The 14816-nt window shown below is 69.6% G+C and carries 14 protein-coding genes; 10 read left to right on the plus strand and 4 right to left on the minus strand.

Going from position 1 to position 14816, the window contains the following annotated elements:
* Nucleotides 1-24 precede the first annotated feature (24 nt).
* Together M9945_RS00140 and M9945_RS00145 are read left to right on the plus strand one after the other, a co-directional pair.
* Nucleotides 25-1155, plus strand: a complete 1131-nt coding sequence (locus M9945_RS00140; protein WP_367942926.1) for a flagellar motor protein MotA — start codon at nucleotides 25-27, stop codon at nucleotides 1153-1155.
* Nucleotides 1156-2190: a peptidoglycan -binding protein gene (locus tag M9945_RS00145; RefSeq protein ID WP_367930106.1), complete on the plus strand. Its 1035-nt coding sequence runs from the start codon at nucleotides 1156-1158 to the stop codon at nucleotides 2188-2190.
* A 4-nt stretch (nucleotides 2191-2194) separates the two neighbouring features.
* Here M9945_RS00145 and M9945_RS00150 read toward each other — a convergent pair whose 3' ends face one another.
* Entirely contained in the window at nucleotides 2195-2548 is a 354-nt protein-coding gene (locus M9945_RS00150; RefSeq protein ID WP_367930105.1) for a DUF1304 domain-containing protein, read from the minus strand.
* Between the two features lie 247 nt (nucleotides 2549-2795).
* Here M9945_RS00150 and M9945_RS00155 point away from each other — a divergent pair, with 247 nt between their 5' ends.
* The 5 genes from M9945_RS00155 to M9945_RS00175 all read left to right on the plus strand — a co-directional run bounded on the left by M9945_RS00155 (nucleotide 2796) and on the right by M9945_RS00175 (nucleotide 9162).
* On the plus strand, nucleotides 2796-3746 hold the full coding sequence (locus M9945_RS00155; RefSeq protein ID WP_367942927.1) for a hypothetical protein: 951 nt from the start codon (nucleotides 2796-2798) through the stop codon (nucleotides 3744-3746).
* Nucleotides 3747-3748: 2 nt separating this feature from the next.
* A complete protein-coding gene (locus M9945_RS00160) occupies nucleotides 3749-5233 on the plus strand; it encodes a carboxypeptidase M32 (protein ID WP_367942928.1) in 1485 nt (494 codons plus the stop codon).
* Between the two features lie 67 nt (nucleotides 5234-5300).
* Nucleotides 5301-6959, plus strand: a complete 1659-nt coding sequence (locus M9945_RS00165; protein WP_367942929.1) for an FAD-binding dehydrogenase — start codon at nucleotides 5301-5303, stop codon at nucleotides 6957-6959.
* A gap of 118 nt (nucleotides 6960-7077) precedes the next feature.
* Nucleotides 7078-7929 (plus strand): formyltetrahydrofolate deformylase, encoded by an 852-nt coding sequence (purU, locus tag M9945_RS00170; protein ID WP_367942930.1) that lies wholly within the window; start codon nucleotides 7078-7080, stop codon nucleotides 7927-7929.
* 84 nt (nucleotides 7930-8013) lie between these two features.
* On the plus strand, nucleotides 8014-9162 hold the full coding sequence (locus M9945_RS00175; RefSeq protein WP_367942931.1) for an amidohydrolase: 1149 nt from the start codon (nucleotides 8014-8016) through the stop codon (nucleotides 9160-9162).
* A 169-nt stretch (nucleotides 9163-9331) separates the two neighbouring features.
* Here M9945_RS00175 and M9945_RS00180 read toward each other — a convergent pair whose 3' ends face one another.
* Nucleotides 9332-11134 (minus strand): ABC transporter transmembrane domain-containing protein, encoded by a 1803-nt coding sequence (locus M9945_RS00180; RefSeq protein ID WP_367944727.1) that lies wholly within the window; start codon nucleotides 11132-11134, stop codon nucleotides 9332-9334.
* Nucleotides 11135-11354: 220 nt separating this feature from the next.
* Between M9945_RS00180 and rpmE the strand changes: the two genes are divergently transcribed.
* The gene (rpmE, locus tag M9945_RS00185) at nucleotides 11355-11576 is read left to right on the plus strand and encodes a 50S ribosomal protein L31 (RefSeq protein WP_367930099.1); all 222 of its coding nucleotides are present in this window, start codon (nucleotides 11355-11357) and stop codon (nucleotides 11574-11576) included.
* Nucleotides 11577-11678: 102 nt separating this feature from the next.
* Here rpmE and M9945_RS00190 read toward each other — a convergent pair whose 3' ends face one another.
* Nucleotides 11679-12428: a YebC/PmpR family DNA-binding transcriptional regulator gene (locus tag M9945_RS00190; RefSeq protein WP_367942932.1), complete on the minus strand. Its 750-nt coding sequence runs from the start codon at nucleotides 12426-12428 to the stop codon at nucleotides 11679-11681.
* 187 nt (nucleotides 12429-12615) lie between these two features.
* Between M9945_RS00190 and M9945_RS00195 the strand changes: the two genes are divergently transcribed.
* On the plus strand, nucleotides 12616-13452 hold the full coding sequence (locus M9945_RS00195) for an MBL fold metallo-hydrolase (protein WP_367942933.1): 837 nt from the start codon (nucleotides 12616-12618) through the stop codon (nucleotides 13450-13452).
* 3 nt (nucleotides 13453-13455) lie between these two features.
* Nucleotides 13456-14016: a hypothetical protein gene (locus M9945_RS00200; protein WP_367942934.1), complete on the plus strand. Its 561-nt coding sequence runs from the start codon at nucleotides 13456-13458 to the stop codon at nucleotides 14014-14016.
* A 4-nt stretch (nucleotides 14017-14020) separates the two neighbouring features.
* On the opposite strand, the gene M9945_RS00205 is transcribed toward M9945_RS00200, so the two are convergent.
* Nucleotides 14021-14788 carry a TerC family protein gene (locus M9945_RS00205; protein ID WP_367930095.1) on the minus strand — a complete coding sequence of 256 codons (768 nt, stop codon included), beginning with the start codon at nucleotides 14786-14788 and terminating at the stop codon, nucleotides 14021-14023.
* Nucleotides 14789-14816: the final 28 nt, after the last annotated feature.

The raw sequence follows: 14816 nt of genomic DNA on the forward strand, positions 1-14816 counted from the left end.
GAAATCATGAGCAGGGGCGCGCCGATGGCAGTTCTGGGAAGGGTGGAGTCCGACGACGGCCTGACGGAGGCCGAGCCGTACGATCCGCGAAAGCTGTCCAGCCCGCAGGTCTTCCTCCTGTCGATGCTGATCTTCCTCGCCATCGTCGGCTTCGTCGCGGCCATCCTCTACCGGCAGATCTCCTCGGCCTTCCAGACCAATCCGGGCTTGAACGGACTGATCCTCGGCGTGTTGGCGGTCGGCATCCTTCTGGTGTTCGGGCAGGTCATCGGCCTGATCCGCGAGGTGCGCTGGGTCAATTCCTTCCGCGTCGGCACCGACCGGCGCGATCCCGTGCTGCTCGCGCCGATGAAGGCGCTGCTGTCGCGTTCGTCCTCGACCGCGCTGTCGACCGCAACGACGCGCTCGATCCTCGATTCGATCGCCACCCGCCTCGACGAGAGTCGCGACATCTCGCGCTACCTCACCGGCCTGCTGATCTTCCTCGGCCTGCTCGGCACCTTCTGGGGCCTGCTCCAGACCATCGGCTCGATCGGCGAGACCATCGGGTCGCTCGACCCCGGCTCAGGCGACGTCAACGACGTGCTCGATTCGCTGAAGGCGGGCCTGTCGGCGCCGCTGGCCGGCATGGGCACGGCGTTCTCCTCGTCGCTGTTCGGCCTGTCCGGCTCGCTGGTGCTCGGCTTCCTCGATCTCCAGGCCGGCCGCGCCCAGACCCGCTTCTACACCGAGCTGGAGAACTGGCTGTCCTCCGTCACCGATCTCGGCTCCGACTTCGTCGGCCCGCCGCGGGACGGGGACGCGCTGGAGGAGATCCGCGAGCTGTCGCGCCGGCTTCACGCCGCGCAGGAGCATGCCGGCCACGACCATGCCGGCGCGGCCAACCCGCGCATCGCCGCGTCGATGGCCAGCCTCGCCGACGGCATCAGCGGCCTCGTCAAGAACATGCGCTCCGAGCAGCAGATGATGCGCGACTGGGTCGAGGCGCAGGCCGGCGAGCAGAAGGCGATGCGCGCGACGCTCGACCGGCTGGCCGATTCCATCCGCCGGCAGGAGGAGCGCCAGTCCGCCGGCAAGGCAGCGGAAGGCCGGCCGGCCGGCAAGCCCGCCCCCGAAGGCGCCGGCGGGGAGAGCGCCAGTGGGGAGAACGGCTAGATGGCGCTGGCGCGGACGAGACGCGGCAGCCATCGCGGCGTCGACTACTGGCCCGGCTTCGTCGACGCGCTGTCGACGCTGCTCCTCGCCATCATGTTCCTGCTCTCGGTCTTCGTGCTGGCGCAGTTCCTGCTGTCGCGCGAGATCAGCGGCCGCGACGAGGTCCTGAACCGGCTGAACTCGCAGATCAACGAGCTGACCCAGCTTCTGGCGCTCGAACAGTCGAACGCGCAGGACCTCGACGACATGCTCGCCAACATGCGCGCCTCGCTCGCCACCGCCGAGGGCGAGCGCTCGCGGCTGGAGCAGTTGCTCGCCGCCGGGGCGGGCGCCGGCGCGCAGGCCGAGGCCCGGGCCACCTCGCTGGCCGGCGAGCTCGACAGCGAGAAGCAGATCAGCCAGCGCGCGCTCAGCCAGGTCGAGCTGCTCAACCAGCAGATCGCCGCCCTGCGCAGCCAGATCGGCGCGCTCGAAGCGGCGCTGGAGACCTCCGAGGCCCGCGACCGCGAATCGAACGCCAAGATCGCCGACCTCGGCCGGCGCCTCAACGTCGCGCTCGCCCAGCGCGTGCAGGAGTTGAACCGCTACCGCTCCGACTTCTTCGGCCGGCTGCGCGAGATCCTCTCCGACCGCGAGAACATCCGCATCGTCGGCGACCGCTTCGTCTTCCAGTCCGAGGTGCTGTTCCCGTCCGGCTCGGAGATCATCAACGACGCCGGCCGCGAGGAGATGAAGAAGCTCGCCGGCGCGATCCTCGAATTGCAGCGCGAGATTCCGCCCGAGATCAACTGGGTGCTGCGCGTCGACGGCCACACCGACACCATCCCGCTCTCCGGCACCGGGCGCTACCGCGACAACTGGGAGCTGTCCTCGGCCCGCGCCACCGCGGTGGTGAAGTACCTGATCGAGAACGGCGTCTCGCCCGAGCGGCTGGTCGCCGCCGGCTTCGGCGAGTTCCAGCCGCTCGATCCGGCCGACACCGCTGAGGCGCGCAACCGCAATCGCCGCATCGAGCTGAAGCTGACCGAGCGCTGACCGCTCAGACGCCGGCCCAGAGCGCGGCGAGCGCCAGCGCCGCCGGCAACGCCTGCACGTAAAGAATTTTTCGGCTCGCCGTCGCCGCGCCGAAAAGCCCGGCCACCAGCACGCAGGCGAGGAAGAACGTCTTCACCGCGAAACCCGCCTCGCCGAGCCAAAGCCCCCAGGCGAGGCCGGCGACGAGGAAGCCGTTGTAGAGTCCCTGATTGGCCGCCAGCGCCCGGGTCGCGGCCGCGAACTCGGCCGTGGTGCCGAACGCCTTGCGGCCCTGCGGCTTCTCCCACAGCGCCATTTCGAGGACGACGATATAGACGTGGATCAGCGCGACGACGGAAGTCAGGACGGTGGCGATCATGGCGGCGGGCCTTTCGCAGCGGCGACGTTGGAGCATTCTGCGCAAATGCGGCTGAAACGAACAGCTGGAGCAGGCAAACGGCATTTGCCGCAATGCCCGTCGCTCCACCCGCCATTCAGCACGCGCCCACCCCACGGCGCAAGAGTGCTGCCGCCATGTTGACAGCGCGGCGACGGCGCGTAGCCTGCCCTCGGCCGGACGGCCTGCGCCGCCGCGCGCCGCCCGTCCTCCCGATCCCGGAGCCGTCATGCCGAAAAGCGCCATCCCCCTTCTTCTCGCCCCCGTCCTTCTCGCCACAGCCTCGCTGCTGTCGCCTGCCGCCCATGCGGCCGGCGTGGACGACGCCGTCGCGACATTCATCGGCGAGGACGGCTTCGAGGCGCAGGACGTAGCGACCGTCGACGAAAGGCTGCTGGCCGCCTTCACCGCTTCCCCGGCCGGCGCGGCCCGCCCCGACGGCGAGGCCTCGCCGCTGGAGAAGGCGCTGCTGCTGGTCGAGACGCTGGAGCCGGCGCTGCCGCGCACGCGCACCATGCTGCGCTACGGCCAGATGCTCGACGGCGACACGCCCTATGCCTTCGTCACGGTCGAGCGCTACAATTTCGGCCCGGCCATCCGCCAGATGGTGATCGAGGATTACGGCGAGGAGAACACCGACGAGCCCGAGGCCTTCGGCGTCGGCCCGCATGTCGCCTGGCGCATCGTCACCATGCCGCTGATGGGCCAGCAGGCGGCGCTGGTCTCCGTCGCCCGCGGCGAGATCACTGACAAGGACGCCGAGGCCACCGAGTGCGGCGGGCGCGGCTGCCTCGCCTTCGAGCCTTTCCCCGACGACCTGCACCAGTGGCAGGAGACTGAAACGACGATCGACATCGCCTCCCCCTATGCGGAGAAGACGCAAGGCGACGTCGCCGCCCCGGCGCGTATCGCTGCCGAGCTCGCCATCGCCGCCGGCATCGCCGGGAGCCATGACGGCCGCATGAGCTGGCACGGCCCGGAGCAGCCGGAGGCCGCGCGCCATGCCGAGCCGTTCCTGTTCCTGTCGATCGACCGCGACCTCGGCCAGGAAACCGCCATGGACGCCATGCTCGGCCAGACGCTGCTCAACGACGACGCGGTGGAGGAGCTCTGGCAGCGCCGCGTCGAGTTCCCCGGCATGGTCGCCTTCATGCAGGCGGCGACGCCGCGGAGCCGCTAGCCATGTCGTTCGAGAAGCTCGACATCCTCAACCGCCGCCTCCACGCGCTCGACCACGCCGTCTCGATCCTCGCCGCCGACGAGGCCACCCACATGGCGCCCGGCGGCGGCGAGGACCGCGCCGCCTCGCTCGCCACGCTTTCCGGCATGCGCCACCGCATGGCGACCGCGCCGGAGGTGGCCGAGTGGATCGAGGCGGCCGCAAGCGAGGCGCTGAACGAGGAGCAGGCGGCGGCGTTTCGTGAATTCCGCCGCGTCCATCTCAACATGACCTCGCTGCCGCCCGACTTCGTCGAGCGCCAGACTCATGCGCGGCTGCGCTGCGAGCAGCTGTGGCGCGACGCGCGGGCGAAGAACGACTGGGCCGGCTTCGCCCCGGCGCTCGAAGGCGTCGTCGCGCTGGTGCGCGAGGAAGCCGCGCTGCGGGCCGACGCGCTCGGCCTTTCCCCCTACGACGCGCTGATGGAGCAGTACGATCCCGGCGCGCGCGTCGCCGAGGTCGCGCCGCTGCTCGACGATCTCAAGGCCTTCCTGACCGGCTTCGTGCCGCAGGCGCTGGAGGCGCAGGAGAGGCGGCTGACGAAAGCGCCGCTCAAATCCCTCGCCGGCTCCTATCCCGTCGACCGGCAGCGCGAGCTGGCTCTGTCGATGATGGCGGGGGTCGGCTTCGACCTTTCGCATGGCAGCCTTTCGGTCTCGCACCATCCGTTCTGCGGCGGCGTGCCGAGCGACGTGCGCATCACCACGCGCTACCGTACCGACGACTTCCTGTCGGCGCTGATGGGCGTCCTGCACGAGACCGGCCACGCGCTCTACGAGCAGAACCTGCCGCGCGAATGGGCGCACTGGCCGCTCGGCCAGGCGCGCGGCATGGCGGTCCATGAAAGCCAGAGCCTGTTCGTGGAAAAGCAGATCGGCCGCAATCCCGCCTTCTGGCGCTTCGCGCTGCCGATGGTCGAGCGCCATCTCGGCGAGAGCCTGTCGCTCGCCGACATCCTGCCGCATGTCCACCATGTCGAGCGCGGACTGATCCGGGTCGACGCCGACGAGGTGACCTATCCGCTCCACATCGTGCTGCGCTTCGAGCTGGAGCGCGCGCTGGTCGAGGGCGGGCTCGACGTCGCCGACCTGCCCGAGGCGTGGGACGAGGGCATGCGCCGCTATCTCGGCCTCTCGACCCTCGACAACCCGGCCGACGGGCCGATGCAGGACGTCCACTGGCCCTCGGCCGCCTTCGGCTATTTCCCGTCCTACACGCTCGGCGCGATGATCGCGGCGCAGCTCTGGGCGGCCATCGAGCGCGACCACCCCGACATAGACGACGACCTCGCCGCCGGACGCTTCGGGCGGCTGAACGACTGGCGCCGCGAGCGCGTCTGGTCGCTCGGCTCGCGCCTGTCGACGCCGGATTTGATCCTTCACGCCACCGGCGAGCCGCTCGACGCGGGCTATCTGAAGCGCCATCTCGAACGCCGCTACGGCGGCTGACGCCGCCTCTTGCCGCGCCCGAAAATCCGTCCGACAGTAGCCCGGACCAACGACAGGGAGGGGAGACATGGCCGAGGATGCGGACGCCATCGTGGTCGGCGGCGGGCTGGCCGGGCTGGTCGCGGCATGCGAGCTGGCCGACGCCGGCAAGCGCGTCGTCGTGCTCGATCAGGAAGGCGAGAACTCGCTCGGCGGGCAGGCGTTCTGGTCGCTGGGCGGCCTGTTCCTCGTCGATTCCCCGGAGCAGCGCCGCATGGGCATCCGGGACAGCCGCGATCTCGCGCTCCAAGACTGGCTGGGCTCGGCCGGGTTCGACCGCGCCGAGGACCATTGGCCGCGCCGTGTCGCGGAAGCCTATGTCGATTTCGCCGCCGGCGGGATGCGATCCTGGCTCCACGCCATGGGCATGCGCTGGTTCCCGGTCGTCGGCTGGGCCGAGCGCGGCGGCGGCCACGCCCACGGCCACGGCAATTCGGTGCCGCGCTTCCATGTCACGTGGGGCGTCGGGCCGGGCGTCCTCGAGCCCTTCGTCGCCCGCATCCGCGAGCATGCCAAGAGCGGCCGCGTCGCGCTGAAATTCCGCCACCGCGTCAGCCGGCTGGTGAGAAGCAGCGGCCGTCTGACCGGCGTCGCCGGCGAGGTGCTGGAGCCGTCGACGGTCGCGCGCGGCGAGCGCTCCGGCCGCGAGGTCGCAGGTTCGTTCGAGCTTTCCGCCCCCTGCATCGTCGTCGCGTCCGGCGGCATCGGCGGCGATCTCGATCTGGTCCGCAGGAGCTGGCCGGTCGACCGGCTCGGCCCCGCGCCGAAAACCATGGTCGCCGGCGTGCCGCACCACGTCGACGGCCGCATGATCGGGATCACGCAGGAAGCCGGCGCGGCGGCCATCAACACCGACCGGATGTGGCACTACACCGAGGGCGTGCGCAACTGGGGCCCGATCTGGCCCGACCACGGCATCCGCATCCTGCCCGGCCCGTCCTCGATGTGGTTCGACGCGCGCGGCAACCGCCTGCCCGCGCCGTGCATGCCCGGCTTCGACACGCTGGCGACGCTCAAGCACATCCTCGCCACCGGCCATGACTATTCCTGGTTCGTGCTGACGCAGAGCATCATCAAGAAGGAGTTCGCCCTCTCCGGCTCGGAGCAGAATCCCGACCTCGCCTCGAAGAAATGGCTGGAGGTGCTGAAAAGCCGGCTCGGCGGCGGCGCGCCGCCGCCGGTCGAGGCGTTCAAAAGACACGGCGAGGATTTCATCGTCCGCGACACGCTTCCCGATCTCGTCGCCGGCATGAACGCGCTCGCCGGCGCGGCGCTGATCGACCACGACCACATCGCCGCCCAGATAAAGGCGCGCGACCGCGAGATCGACAACCCCTTCTCCAAGGACGCGCAGGTCATCGCCCTGCGCGGCGCCCGCGCCTATCGCGGCGACCGGCTGATCCGCACGGCGAAGCCCCACAGGATCCTCGATCCGAAGCACGGGCCGCTGATCGCGGTCCGCCTCCACATCCTCACCCGCAAGACGCTCGGCGGCCTCCACACCGACATCGACGCGCGGGTGCTCGACCCTGCCGGCGAGCCGATCCCCGGCCTTTACGCGGCGGGCGAGGTCGCCGGCTTCGGCGGCGGCGGCTATCACGGCTACAACGCGCTCGAGGGCACCTTCCTCGGCGGCTGCCTGTTCTCGGGCCGTCAGGCCGGCCGCCACGCGGCGGCGAACCTCTAAGGGGGCCACTTTTTTCGCTGTTTGCCGCCGGGCGGCCAACAAAAGGCGCGGGCGCGATTGATCCGGACGGCCCGGCCCCGCTATGAGCAAGCCTCGATCAGCCCACCGGATGCCGCCCATGATCCGCCCGACCCATATCCTCAACCTCGCCTGCGACGACCGCCCCGGCATCGTCGCCGCCGTCAGCGCCGCGCTTGCCGGCATCGGCGCCAACATCGTCGAGAGCGCCCAGTTCTGGGACCAGCAGACCAACCGCTTCTTCATGCGGGTGGCGCTCGACGCGCGCGGCGCCGAAAGCGCCGCCATCCGAGCGGCCACAGCGCCCGCCGAGACGCGTTTCGGCATCGACCTTCGCCTCACCGACACGGCGCGGAAGCCGAAGATCATCGTCATGGTCTCGAAGTTCGACCATGCGCTGCTCCACCTTCTCTACCAGATCCGCGTCGGCTGGCTCGACGCCGAGGTCGCGGCCATCGTCTCCAACCACGAGGACAGCCGCGCCGAGGCGGAAAGCGCCGGCATCCCCTATCATTGCTGGAAGGTGACCCCGGCCACCAAGGCCGAGCAGGAAGCGAGGCTGACGGCGCTGGTCGAGGAAACCGGCGCCGGGCTCGTCGTGCTGGCCCGCTACATGCAGGTGCTGTCGGACGATTTCTCCAGCCGCCTGTTCGGCCGCATCATCAACATCCACCATTCCTTCCTGCCGAGCTTCAAGGGCGCCAAGCCCTATCACCAGGCCCACGACCGCGGCGTCAAGCTGATCGGCGCGACTGCCCATTACGTGACGCCCGACCTCGACGAGGGGCCGATCATCGAGCAGGAGACCGAGCGCGTGACGCATGCGATGAGCGCCGAGGATTTCGTCGCCGTCGGCCGCGACATCGAATCGCGGGTGCTGGCCCGCGCGGTGAAGCTGCATCTCGAAAGCCGCGTCATGCTGAGCGGCAACAAGACCATCGTCTTTGCCTGAAGCAATTCCAGGAAAAGTGTGCAGCACTTTTCCGTCCGGAATTGCGCCAGAAAACGACCCGAACTTGCCGGAACGGAGCCCGTCATGACCCTGACCAACCGCGACATCGAGGACCTCGTCGCCTTCCGCCGCGATCTCCACCGTTTCCCGGAAATCTCCAATGAGGAGGCGGAGACCGCGAATCGCGTCGTCGCCTTCCTCGCCGACACCAGGGCGGACGAGGTGATCACCGGGCTCGGCGGCCACGGCATAGCCTTCGTCTACGACAGCGGCGTCGCCGGGCCGACGGTCCTGTTCCGCGCCGAGCTCGACGCACTGCCCATAGCCGAGATCTCCGACATCCCCCACCGCTCGGCAATTGCCGGCAAGGGCCATATGTGCGGCCATGACGGCCACATGGCGATCCTTGCCGCGCTCGGCCGCCTGTTCGGCCGGCAGCGCCCGGCGACGGGCCGCGTCGTGCTGATGTTCCAGCCGGCCGAGGAAACGGGCGACGGCGCGGCCGGCGTCACCGCCGATCCGCGCTACGGCGCGATCCGGCCGGATTTCGCCTTCTCGCTGCACAACCTGCCCGGCACGCCGCTCGGCCATGTCCGGCTGAAGGCCGGCGTCGTCAACTGCGCCTCGCGCGGCATGCGCATCGTCCTCGAAGGCAGGGAAGCCCATTCGTCGATGCCCGAGAGCGGCCTGTCGCCGATGCGGGCGATCAGCCGGCTGATGCCTGAGCTCGCCGCGCTCGGCGGCGGCTCGTTCGCCAGCGACGATTTCGCCATGGCCACCGTCACCCATGCCAGCATGGGCGAGCCGGTGTTCGGCGTCGCGCCCGGCCGCGCCGAGGTCCGGGCGACGCTGCGCACGCAGCTCGACGCGCGCATGGCCGACCTTTGCACCGCCGCCGAGGAGCTGGCGCGCGAGGCCGCCGCCGCCGACGGGCTGACATGCTCCATCGACTATCACGAGATCTTCGTCGCCAGCCTGAACGACGCCGAGGCCACCGCCCATCTCGCCGCCGCGCTCGACGCCGAGGGCATTTCCCATGACGGCGAGCAGCTGCCGATGCGCGCGTCGGAGGATTTCGGCCTGTTCGGCCACGGCTCCGGATCGGCGATGCTCTATCTCGGCGCCGGCGTCGAGCGGCCGAACCTGCACAACCCGGACTACGACTTCCCCGACGACCTGATCCCCATCGGCACGCGCATCTTCCTGCGCGCGGCGCGCAATCTGCTGGGATAGGCGCTACCCCTCACCGACCCTTCGGGCCACCTCTCCCCAGAGGGGAGAGGAAAGGGAGGCAGCGTTTATCAGACCCGGACTTTTCCTCTCCCCTCCGGGGAGAGGTGGCGAGCGCAGCGAACCGGTGAGGGGTCTGCGCCGACGCCGCAGGAAATCGGATACCCCGCGCCTACTCCGCCGCGCGGCCGAACGCGCCGGCGCCGTGGTCGAACTGGAGGCGGGCGAGGCGGGCATAGACGCCGCCGGCCGCGACGAGGCTCTGGTGCGTGCCTTCCTCGACGATCCGGCCGCCTTCCATGACGAGGATGCGGTCGGCCTTGAGCACGGTGGCGAGGCGGTGGGCGATGACCAGCGTGGTGCGCCCCTGCATCAGCCGCTCCAGCGCCGTCTGCACCAGCGTCTCGCTCTCGGCGTCGAGCGCCGAGGTCGCCTCGTCGAGCAGCAGGATCGGCGCGTCGCGCAGGATGGCCCGCGCGATGGCGAGGCGCTGGCGCTGGCCGCCGGACAGCGTCACCCCGCGCTCGCCGAGCGGCGTGTCGTAGCCCCTGTCGAGCCGGGCGAGAAACTCGTCGGCGCGGGCGTCTCGCGCCGCCGCCTCGATCTCCGCCATTCCTGCCCCCGGCCGGCCGAAGGCGATGTTGTCGGCCGCGCTGGCCGCGAAGATGGTCACGTCCTGCGGCACGATGGCCATGCGGCCGCGCAGTGCCTGCGGGTCGACCTGCCGCACGTCGACGCCGTCGACCAGCACCGCGCCACCCTGCGGGTCGTAGAAGCGCAGGAGCAGCGAGAACACCGTGCTCTTGCCCGAGCCGGACGGGCCGACGATGGCCACGGTCTCGCCGGGCCTGACCGTGAACGACAGCCCCTCGAGCGCCGGACGGTCGGGCCGCATCGGATAGGCGAAGGAGACGTCGCGGAACTCGACCCCGCCCTTCGCCGGCTCGGGCAGGGCGACGGGCCGGGCCGGCGCGCGCACCTGCGGCTCCTCCGCCAGAAGCTCGGTCAGCCGCTCGGTGGCGCCGGCGGCCTGCGCGAGTTCGCCCCACACCTCCGACAGCGCGCCGAGCGCGCCGGCGGCGAAGACGGCGTAGAACAGGAACTGGGTGAGCGTGCCCGGCGACATCGCGCCCGAGAGCACGTCGGCCGCGCCGATCCACAGCACCGCGACCACCGAGGCGAACACGGCGAAGATGGCGAAGAAGGTCAGCACCGCGCGCGAGCGCACGGAGGCGCGCGCCGCGTCGAAGGCGATCTCGACGGCGCGGCCGAAGTGGTCCTCGACCAGCTTCTCGTTGGTATAGGCCTGGAGCGTGCGCACCGCGCCGATCTGCTCCGAGGCGTAGGCGGTGGCCTCGGCCAGCGTGTCCTGCGCGAAGCGCGAGCGCCGCCTGACCGAGCGGCCGAAGGCGACGATCGGCACCACGACGACGGGAATGGCGGCGATGACGAGGCCGGAGAGCTTCGGGCTCGTCACCACCATCATGGTGAGCGCGCCGACGGCGAGGATGATGTTGCGCAGCGCCGTCGAGGCGGTGGCGCCGACGGCCGACTTGATCTGGGTGGTGTCGGCGGTCAGCCGCGAGACGATCTCGCCCGACTGCACCGCGTCGAAGAAGCCCGGCGACAGCGCCGAGACATGGGCGAACACCGCGCGCCGCAGATCCGCGACCACGCGCTCGCCCAGCGTGATGACGAAATAGTAGCGCGCGGCCGAGGCCGCCGCCAGCAGGCCGGCCAGCACGATCAGCATCGAGAAATAGCTGGAGATCAGGCTGGAATCGGAATCGGAGAAGCCGTGGTCGACCATGCGGCGCACGGCGATGGGCATCATCAGCGTGGTGACGGCCGCCGCCAGCAGCGCGAGGCACGCCCCGAGCACCAGGCCGCGATAGCGCATGACGAAGGGGATGAGTTCCCCGAGCGGCCCGAGCGTGCGCAGCCGCCTGTCCTTTTCATGCCCGGTCTCGGCCATGCCTGCCCTTTCCTTCATGCCCGGCCTTTCCTGCGGCCGCGGCGAATTTGCCGCGTTGCCGGCCTTGTGGTTTGACGCCGGCTCCTGTATAGGCGGCCGACCGTTTCCGAAGCTGCGGCATCAATAGCCGCGTCTTCAGGTTTTGACAGTGGGCGCATCGCCGCATCCTCGAAAGAGGCGCGATCCTGCCCGGCAGCCCGACGATACCAGGAAGACAGCGATGAAAGCCGATATCCATCCCGATTACCACACCATCAAGGTCGTGATGACCGATGGCACCGAATACCTGACCCGCTCCACCTGGGGCAAGGAGGGCGACACGATGAATCTCGACATCGACCCCACCACCCATCCGGCGTGGACCGGCGGCCAGCAGACCCTGCTCGACCGCGGCGGCCGCCTGTCGAAGTTCAAGAAGCGCTACGAGGGCCTCGGCATCTGAGCCGAAACCCCGCATCGGAACGAAAAAACCCGCCTTCGAGGCGGGTTTTTTGTTGCCGGACTTCGCCGCTCAGGCGGCGCGCGGCCTGACCACGCGCGCTGCTTACGCGGCGCTGAGCTTGGCCATCGTCTCGTCGTCGACCTCGAAATTGGCGTAGACGTTCTGCACGTCGTCGTCGTCCTCGAGCGTGGCGACGAGCTTGAGGATCGAGCGGGCGCGGTCCTCGTCGACGTGCGTGTTGGTCTGCGGCTTCCAGATGGTCTTGACCGACTCGGCCTCGCCCAGCGCCTTCTCCAGCGCCGAAGTCACCTCGCCGATGTCGCCGAAGGCGCACAGGATGACGTGACCGTCCTCGTCGGACTGCACGTCGTCGGCGCCGGCCTCGATGGCGGCCTCCATCACCGCGTCGGCGTCGCCGGCCGCGGGCTTGTAGACGATCTCGCCGACGCGGTCCCACAGGAAGGATACCGACCCCGTCTCGCCCAGCGCGCCGCCGGCCTTGGTGAAGGCCGCGCGCACGTTGGAGGCGGTGCGGTTGCGGTTGTCGGTCAGCGCCTCGACGATCAGCGCGACGCCGCCGGGCCCGTATCCCTCGTAGCGCACTTCCTCATAGTTCTCGCCGTCGTTTCCGGCCGCCTTGTTGATGGCGCGCTGGATGTTGTCCTTCGGCATCGACTGCGCCTTGGCGTTCTGGATCGCCAGGCGCAGGCGCGGGTTCATGTCGGGGTCGGGCATCCCCGTCTTGGCGGCGACGGTGATCTCGCGCGCGAGCTTGGAAAACATCTTCGAGCGGACGGCGTCCTGCCGCCCCTTGCGATGCATGATGTTCTTGAATTGAGAATGGCCGGCCATGGAACCCCTTCGAGCGCCTTCTTTCGCGATGTCCGTTGAATGGCGCGCTTATAGAGAAAAGCCGCCAAAACGTCCAGAAGCTGCGGCAATCGCGAAGAAGTGAAGCGCGGCGGCGGCCAAAGCCGTGGCGCGCGCCCGCCAGACCTGTACCTTCGACGGCCGATGCACCCGCCCGGAGAAAGCCGCCATGCGCCTCACCGTGCCTGCCGCCGCCTTCCTTGCCCTTTTCGCGCCCTTGCAGGCCGTAGCGCAGGACGCGCCCGATCCGGTGCCGTCGCAGTGCATCGCCATCGCCGAGGCGCTGCCGAAGGCGACCTATGCCAGCTTCGCGCCCGCGCCCGTCCCGCCCTTCGCCAGCCCGGCGCAGGCGAGGGAAGGCGTCGTCACAATCACCTATGCCGGCCATTCGACCTATGTGATCGAGACGCCGGCCGGCGTGCGCGTCGCCACCGATTTCTCCGGCCATTACGGCTTCGACCCGCTGCCGCGCGTCGTCACCATGAACCGCGCGCACGGCACCCACTTCACCGACTTTCCCGATCCCGGCATCGAGCACGTGCTGCGCGGCTGGAACCCCGACGGCGGGCCGGCGCGCCATGCGCTCACCGTCGACGACGTCTATATCCGCAACGTGCCGACCGACATAAGGAGCTGGGGCGGCGGCATGGTGGCGGACGGCAACTCGATCTTCATCTTCGAGGTCGCGGGCCTGTGCATCGGCCATCTCGGCCATCTGCACCACCACCTCGAGGACGCCCACTACGCCGCCATCGGCCGGCTCGACATCCTGATGGTGCCGATCGACGGCGGCATGACGCTGTCGGTCGGGGCGATGAGCGAGATCGCCAAGCGGCTCTATTCGTCGCTGATCCTGCCGATGCACCGGCATTCGACGCCGCTGCGCGAGTTCACCGCCCGCATGGGCGAGGATTTCGAGGTGCGTCTTTCCGAGGAGCGTTCCCTCACCGTGTCGCTGCGCGACCTGCCGCGCCGGCCAACCATCCTCGTCCTGAAAGGGGTGTAAGCCATGCCGACCCGGCGCCTCGTGCTTGCCGGGCTCGGTGCGCTCCTTCTCGCCGGGCCGGCCCCGGCGCAAGAGGCCACCGACCGCGCCGCGCTGTTCCGGCGGCTGCGCGACGCGCGGACCGAGCGCGAGGGCCGCATGGCGGAAGACGCGATCTGGCGGCTGTGGATGGCTGAAGGACCGACGGCGGCGATCCGCGAGGCCGTGGCCGAGGCGATGCGCCGACGCGAGGCGTACGATTTCGCCGGCGCGCTCGTCATCCTCGACCGCGTGGTCGCGGAAGCCCCCGGCTACGCCGAGGGCTGGAACCAGCGCGCCTTCATCCGCTTCCTGCGCGACGATCCCGACGGCTCGCTCGAGGACATCGAGCGGGCGCTGGCGCTGGAGCCGCTGCATTTCGCGGCGCTTTCCGGCAAGGCGATCATCCTGATGCGGCAGGGCCGGATGGAGGCGGGCCAGTCGGCCCTGCGCCGGGCGGTCGAGATCCATCCCTGGCTAAAGGAGCGCGGGATGCTGATCCCGGTGCCGGGCGAGCCGACGCCGGGTCCCGGAAAGAACATCTGAGCCCCTATTCGGGCGCTCTTTCCTCCTGCTTGGCAACGGGGCGCTTGCGCCGCGCCAGCATGTTCAGCCCCTCGACCAGCGCCGAGAAGCCCATCGCGGCGTAGATGTAGCCCTTCGGCACATGGAAGCCCATGCCGTCGGCGATCAGCGTCGTGCCGATCATCAGCAGGAAGCCCAGCGCAAGCATGACGATGGTCGGGTTCTTCTCGATGAAGCGCGACAGCGGGTTGACCGCCAGCAGCATCGTCGCCACCGCGACGATGACCGCGATGTACATGATGGCGATCTCGTCGGTCATGCCGACCGCGGTGATGATCGAGTCGATGGAGAAGACGAGATCGAGCAGCAGGATCTGGAAGATCGCGCCGGCGAGCGAGGTCTGGATCGTCTCGCCGACGATGTTCTCCTTGCCGGCATCGGGATCGACCGAATGGTGGATTTCCTTGGTCGCCTTCCAGACGAGGAACAGGCCGCCGGCGATCAGGATCAGGTCGCGCCAGGAGAACGCCTTGCCGAACACCTCGAACACCGGATCGGTCAGGTGGACGATCCAGGCGATGGTGGCGAGCAGGACGAGGCGCATGACGAGCGCCGCGCCGATGCCGAGCCGCCGCGCCATGACGCGGTGCTCCTCGGGCAGCTTGTTGGTCAGGATCGAGATGAAGATCAAATTGTCGATGCCGAGGACGACCTCGAGCACGATCAGGGTGACGAGCGCGACCCAGGCGGTCGGATCGTTCAACCAGTAGAAATGGTCGGCGAGAAATTCCATCGGCGTCGTCCCCGGCTGCCTGAGAAAG

The sequence above is a fragment of the Aquamicrobium sp. genome, assembly GCF_023954335.1.
Classification (GTDB): domain Bacteria; phylum Pseudomonadota; class Alphaproteobacteria; order Rhizobiales; family Rhizobiaceae; genus Aerobium.

Coding starts and splice junctions, on each gene's coding strand:
- M9945_RS00140 (WP_367942926.1), top strand. CDS start 25: ATGGCAGTTCTGGGAAGGGTGGAGTCCGACGACGGCCTGACGGAGGCC.
- M9945_RS00145 (WP_367930106.1), top strand. CDS start 1,156: ATGGCGCTGGCGCGGACGAGACGCGGCAGCCATCGCGGCGTCGACTAC.
- M9945_RS00150 (WP_367930105.1), bottom strand. CDS start 2,548: ATGATCGCCACCGTCCTGACTTCCGTCGTCGCGCTGATCCACGTCTAT.
- M9945_RS00155 (WP_367942927.1), top strand. CDS start 2,796: ATGCCGAAAAGCGCCATCCCCCTTCTTCTCGCCCCCGTCCTTCTCGCC.
- M9945_RS00160 (WP_367942928.1), top strand. CDS start 3,749: ATGTCGTTCGAGAAGCTCGACATCCTCAACCGCCGCCTCCACGCGCTC.
- M9945_RS00165 (WP_367942929.1), top strand. CDS start 5,301: ATGGCCGAGGATGCGGACGCCATCGTGGTCGGCGGCGGGCTGGCCGGG.
- purU (WP_367942930.1), top strand. CDS start 7,078: ATGATCCGCCCGACCCATATCCTCAACCTCGCCTGCGACGACCGCCCC.
- M9945_RS00175 (WP_367942931.1), top strand. CDS start 8,014: ATGACCCTGACCAACCGCGACATCGAGGACCTCGTCGCCTTCCGCCGC.
- M9945_RS00180 (WP_367944727.1), bottom strand. CDS start 11,134: ATGGCCGAGACCGGGCATGAAAAGGACAGGCGGCTGCGCACGCTCGGG.
- rpmE (WP_367930099.1), top strand. CDS start 11,355: ATGAAAGCCGATATCCATCCCGATTACCACACCATCAAGGTCGTGATG.
- M9945_RS00190 (WP_367942932.1), bottom strand. CDS start 12,428: ATGGCCGGCCATTCTCAATTCAAGAACATCATGCATCGCAAGGGGCGG.
- M9945_RS00195 (WP_367942933.1), top strand. CDS start 12,616: ATGCGCCTCACCGTGCCTGCCGCCGCCTTCCTTGCCCTTTTCGCGCCC.
- M9945_RS00200 (WP_367942934.1), top strand. CDS start 13,456: ATGCCGACCCGGCGCCTCGTGCTTGCCGGGCTCGGTGCGCTCCTTCTC.
- M9945_RS00205 (WP_367930095.1), bottom strand. CDS start 14,788: ATGGAATTTCTCGCCGACCATTTCTACTGGTTGAACGATCCGACCGCC.